The organism is Leifsonia aquatica H1aii, from assembly GCF_000633535.1.
GTDB classification, from domain to species: Bacteria; Actinomycetota; Actinomycetes; order Actinomycetales; family Microbacteriaceae; genus Leifsonia; species Leifsonia aquatica_A.
Map to the genome: position 1 here is coordinate 1 of NZ_AYMR01000051.1, position 4575 is coordinate 4575.

A 4575-nucleotide genomic window follows, 5' to 3' on the forward strand; every position below is an offset into this window, starting at 1 on the left:
GGTGTACTGACCCGGATCGTTGTTGACATAGGAGAGACCTCCGGAGTCGAGTTGGAGCTGTCTAGGTTCCCTCGAGTTCACGGAGGTCTCTCTTGTCTCACGCTAATGCCCGGCTGACGCCGGCGGGTCGTTTGATCATGGTTCAACGCATCGGTTCTGGCCGTCCGGTTGCGCATGTGGCGGCCGAGATGGGCGTCTCACGAACCGCTGCGTGGCGGTGGTGGCGACGTTTCCAGGTCGAAGGTGCTCCCGGCTTGCAAGACCGTTCCAGCGTTGCCCACTCGCACCCGCATCGGACCGCGGCATGTGATGAGACGCGGACACGGATCATGCGAGAACTCACTCATCGCGGTCCGGTGTTCATCGGCGCTCGTTTGGGAATGCACGCCTCCACCGTCGGCCGGATCCTGTCGCGGCACCAAACCCCGCTGTTGCGCGAGCTGGACCCCGTCACCGGGACGCTGATCCGCGCCACTCGCCGCAGCGCGAACCGTTACGAACACGACCACCCCGGCTCTTTGCTCCATATCGATGTGAAGAAGCTCGGCCGCATACCCACCGGCGGCGGCTGGCGCGTTCACGGCCGCAGCGAAGACGTCCGCGGTCGCGAGCTGGGTTATGACTACGTCCACACCGCCATCGACGACCACTCCCGGCTCGCCTACGCCGAGATACACGACAACGAACGCGGGAGCACCGCGGCCGGCTTCCTGCAACGCGCCATCGACTTCTATGCCACCACCGGCGTCCGCATCGAGCGCATCATCAGCGACAACGCGCTCGCTTACCGACGCTCAATCGCGTTCAAGAACGTTCTCGCCGCACACAGCATCAGTCAGCGATTCATCAAACCGCATTGCCCCTGGACCAACGGCAAAGTCGAGCGCCTGAACCGCACCCTCGCCACCGAATGGGCCTACGCCCGACCCTACGAGTCCAACACCCAACGAGCAGCAGCCTTGCCAGCCTGGCTCGACTACTACAACCTAGACAGACCCCACCTCGGCATCGGAGGCAAAACACCCATCGACCGAATCAACAACGGTCGAGGTCAGTACAGCTATCGGGCTGCAATAGACGATGTCGATCCCTCGCCCAGTCAACGCGATCGCGGTTTCCTCGGCTTCGGAACGACCCACCTCGTCGAGCGGCGGGTTCGCCAGTCCTCGAAGTCGTCCTTCGGCGTTGAGTGCGGTCTGTCCGTGCCGGATCAGGAACAGGTGTTGCGGTTGGTCAGTCATCCTGACTTCCTCTCTGCATGTCCGGCGAGTGTGACGATGAGGTCGGTTGCGGCCTCGGGGGAACGGAACGGCCCTAGTGGATGGTGAGTTCCCTGCGGGACGGCGACCCATCGCGCCGGCAGAAAGTGGGGGTACTCGCGTCGAACTCGGCCGATCACGGTCTGGTCGCGGACCACGAGTTGGACGACGTCGCTACCGGGGAACATCGGCACGAGACATACTCCGTGCGCGCATGCTGTCGCGACCGCGTTCTCTTCCAGCACGGTGAGGGTGGCGCGGGCGATGATGTTCTCGGCGACACGGAGAATGGTGGGCTCCTCCATCGTCCTCACCCCCGAACCATGCGCCGGCGTGGGCCGACCGACTGCACCAGTGCGGGGAGACGGTGCGTGCGGTTCTCCTCGTAGTCTGCGAGGTTGCCTTCGAACCAGTACCAGTGGCCGGGGTCTTCCGGTGTGCCTTCCCAGGCGAGGATGTGGGTGGCGACACGGTTCAGGAACCACCGGTCGTGTGAGGTGACCATCGCTGAGCCGTCGAAGTCGAGCAGTGCCTGCTCGAGCGCGATGAGCGACTCTGTGTCCAGGTCGTTGCTCGGTTCATCCAGCAGCAGAACGTTGCCGCCTTGCTTGAGTGTCAGGGCGAGGTTCAACCGGTTGCGTTCGCCGCCGGAGTAGTCCTTCACTGGCTTCTCCTGGGATTGGCCGGTGAACCCGAACCGGGCGACGTACGCACGGGCTGGCACTTCCGTGTCCCCGAGATGGACGGTTGCTTCTCCGTCAGCGACGGCCTCCCACGCGGTGCGACCCGCGTCGATGCCGCTGCGTGCCTGATCGACGTAGGAGATCCGGACGGTCTCCCCGATACGGACCGCCCCGGAATCCGGTGCGAGACGACCGCTGATGATCTCGAACAGCGTGGTCTTGCCGACACCGTTAGGACCGAGCACTCCAACGATGCCGCCTCGAGGGACCGTGAAGGAGACATGGTCCAGGACGACGCGTTCGTCGAACGTTTTCGAGACGGAGTCGAGCTCGATCACGTTCGTCCCTAGCCGCGGGGGAGGCGGAATGAGCAGCTCACCAACCGGGACCTGCGAGTCACCATCCGGGCGACGGCGGGCGTCTTCTTCGCTGAGGGACGCGTACTCGCGTTCCAGCAACCGCAGCCGCTGCTTGTCGCGCCGCCCATCCACACGGAAGTCAGCCAGCCGTCTCGCCAGGTAGTCGCTGTAACTCCCGGCGAACACGTCGACCCGGCCATGTTCCACTTCGACGATTCGCCGGGCGACCGTGTCAAGGAATGACCGGTCGTGGGTGATCGCGATGACGGTTCCTGGGTAGGCGGCCAGATGCTCCTGAAGCCAGTTGGTGCTATCGGTGTCCAGGTGGTTCGTCGGCTCGTCCAGCAGCAGCAAATCCGGCTGTGCCAGCAGCAGCCGGCACAGGGCAACCCGTCGACGTTCACCACCGGAGAGCGATGCGACGAACACCGGTCCGGGTGGGCAGCGCAGCGCGGTCATCGCCTGTTCGACGCGGGATGCGACGTCCCAACCGTCCACCCGGTCCAGATACTCCTGCAGATCACCGAGTTCTGCCAGCGCCGCCTCAGACCCATCCGCTGCGAGCCGTCGCGCGGCGTCGTCGTAGAGGGCGCGGGCAGTGATCGTGTCCGAGATCGCGTCCTCGATGTCTTCCAGGACCGTCTCGTCGTCACGAAGGACCGGTTCCTGCATCAGGATGCCGACGCTGAAGCCCAGAGCGGTGATCGCGGAACCGGTAGTCAACGTGTCGGTTCCGGCGATCACCCCCAAGAGTGTGGATTTACCGGCACCGTTTGGACCGATGACGCCGACACGATCGTGCTCACTGATGGTGAGGTTGACGTTCTCAAGGATGTGTTTCGTTCCGCGGGTGCTCGTCGCGTTCTCGACCCGTGCGACCCAGTGTTCTCCTGACATGGCGGGCTCCCTACCGTTGCATCTAACAGGTAGGGACCGTTGTCGACGTTCGCCGCGTTGTGGTGAGCCCCTCCACCATCGCCGACCTCACACGATACTCCGGCCGAAACGAGGGGGCTAGAGTGACGATCACGGCGATGGACCCCGCCGGAACGGCAACGTTCGAACCGCAACGCACGCTGATGGGCCTACACGCTTTCGTTAACGTGGAGGTCACTCATGCCTATCCGCCGGCTTGCGTTGGATGTCGACAAGGTCGTCGACCGCCCAGACATGGTCAGCCTGGCCCGCGCAATCGAGCAGGTCTCCGGCGTCACCGCGGTGAACGTGACCGTCACCGAGATCGATGTGGAGACCGTCGGCACCGACATCACGGTCGAAGGTGACGACATCGACACGGAAGCGCTGTTCCGCGCCATCGAGACGGTGGGGGCGGTCCTGCACAGCATCGACGAGGTCGTCGCTGGGGATCACATCATCGAGCGTGTGGCCCGCGTGCGCTGACCATGACCGTCGCCGAGTTCGCCCGAACATTGCCGACTCTCCCGTTGGTGCTGGGCGTCACCGACGGGATGCTGAACGCGCTCACCCTCGCCGGCGGGGCGCTCCTGCGGGACGGTGTGAGAAACCTGACCCTCATGCTGGCCCTACGAGTTGGGATCGCCGCCTTGGTGACTGCTGCGTTCACTGTGTTCGTCGCGGACTACGCTGAACGCCGTTCGGCTCTGGTGCGTGCAGCAAAGCAACTCAACATGACGGAGCCGGAACGGCTCGCCGCCACCAACCTGGGCCGCAAAGCGCTGCGGGAGTCATTCGTAGCGATGCTCGTCGCCGCCGGTGCAAGACTGGTAGGCGCCAGCGCTCCGCTTGCGGTCGGCGCAATTCTTCCCGGGCCCGCCTGGATTGTCGTGGCGCTCACGATCGCGTTGCTCGGCGGTTTCGGGTGGTTGCTCGGCGGGCTGCTCGCAGGGCGTCGCGGTTTCTGGGCGGCGTCGATGACGGTCGGCGGGGTGGCGGTGACCGCGATCGGCGTGTGGCTCAACATCGCCTGATTTCCTTCCGCACGGGATTCTCCGCTACGATCGCGGGACGGCGATGGATCCCGCCGGAGCGACAGCTCGAACCGCCACGACGGCCGATGGTTCCTACTTCTCCGACATCGACGGAAAGTAGGACAGCTGTGTTCACTTCAGGTTCCGAAGCGCTCGGCTTCATCGCCGATACGAAGGTCCGATTCCTGGACGTGCGCTTCACTGACCTGCCCGGTGTGCAGCAGCATCTGACCGTCCCGGCAGACACGGTCGACGAAGCCTTCTTCACCGAAGGGATCGCCTTCGACGGTTCGTCGATCCGCGGTTTCGCGTCGATCCACGAGTC

Annotated in this window: 5 protein-coding genes, 1 pseudogene and 1 riboswitch; of the genes and pseudogenes, 4 read left to right on the forward strand and 2 right to left on the reverse strand. The window is 64.4% G+C overall.

The window, feature by feature from the left end; translation table 11 throughout:
• Positions 1–92: 92 nt before the first annotated feature.
• A pseudogene (locus U870_RS0121745) lies at positions 93–1040 on the forward strand (IS481 family transposase); the annotation flags it as partial.
• Here U870_RS0121745 and U870_RS23875 read toward each other — a convergent pair.
• Positions 987–1352: a histidine phosphatase family protein gene (locus U870_RS23875; protein WP_345817889.1), complete on the reverse strand. Its 366-nt coding sequence runs from the start codon at positions 1350–1352 to the stop codon at positions 987–989. The pseudogene U870_RS0121745 and the gene U870_RS23875 overlap by 54 nt on opposite strands.
• A gap of 217 nt (positions 1353–1569) precedes the next feature.
• Positions 1570–3198: an energy-dependent translational throttle protein EttA gene (ettA, locus tag U870_RS0121750; protein ID WP_025159457.1), complete on the reverse strand. Its 1629-nt coding sequence runs from the start codon at positions 3196–3198 to the stop codon at positions 1570–1572.
• Between the two features lie 219 nt (positions 3199–3417).
• Here ettA and U870_RS0121755 point away from each other — a divergent pair, with 219 nt between their 5' ends.
• The 3 genes from U870_RS0121755 to U870_RS0121765 form a co-directional block, all read left to right on the forward strand.
• Positions 3418–3702, forward strand: coding sequence for a DUF211 domain-containing protein (locus tag U870_RS0121755; RefSeq protein WP_025159458.1), 285 nt, complete (start codon positions 3418–3420; stop codon positions 3700–3702).
• Between the two features lie 2 nt (positions 3703–3704).
• Positions 3705–4250 carry a hypothetical protein gene (locus U870_RS0121760; protein WP_052357891.1) on the forward strand — a complete coding sequence of 182 codons (546 nt, stop codon included), beginning with the start codon at positions 3705–3707 and terminating at the stop codon, positions 4248–4250.
• 30 nt (positions 4251–4280) lie between these two features.
• Positions 4281–4353: riboswitch (Fluoride riboswitch) on the forward strand.
• A 25-nt stretch (positions 4354–4378) separates the two neighbouring features.
• Positions 4379–4575, forward strand: a 197-nt coding sequence (locus U870_RS0121765) for a glutamine synthetase (RefSeq protein ID WP_029948018.1), incomplete at its 3' end; no start/stop codon positions are given.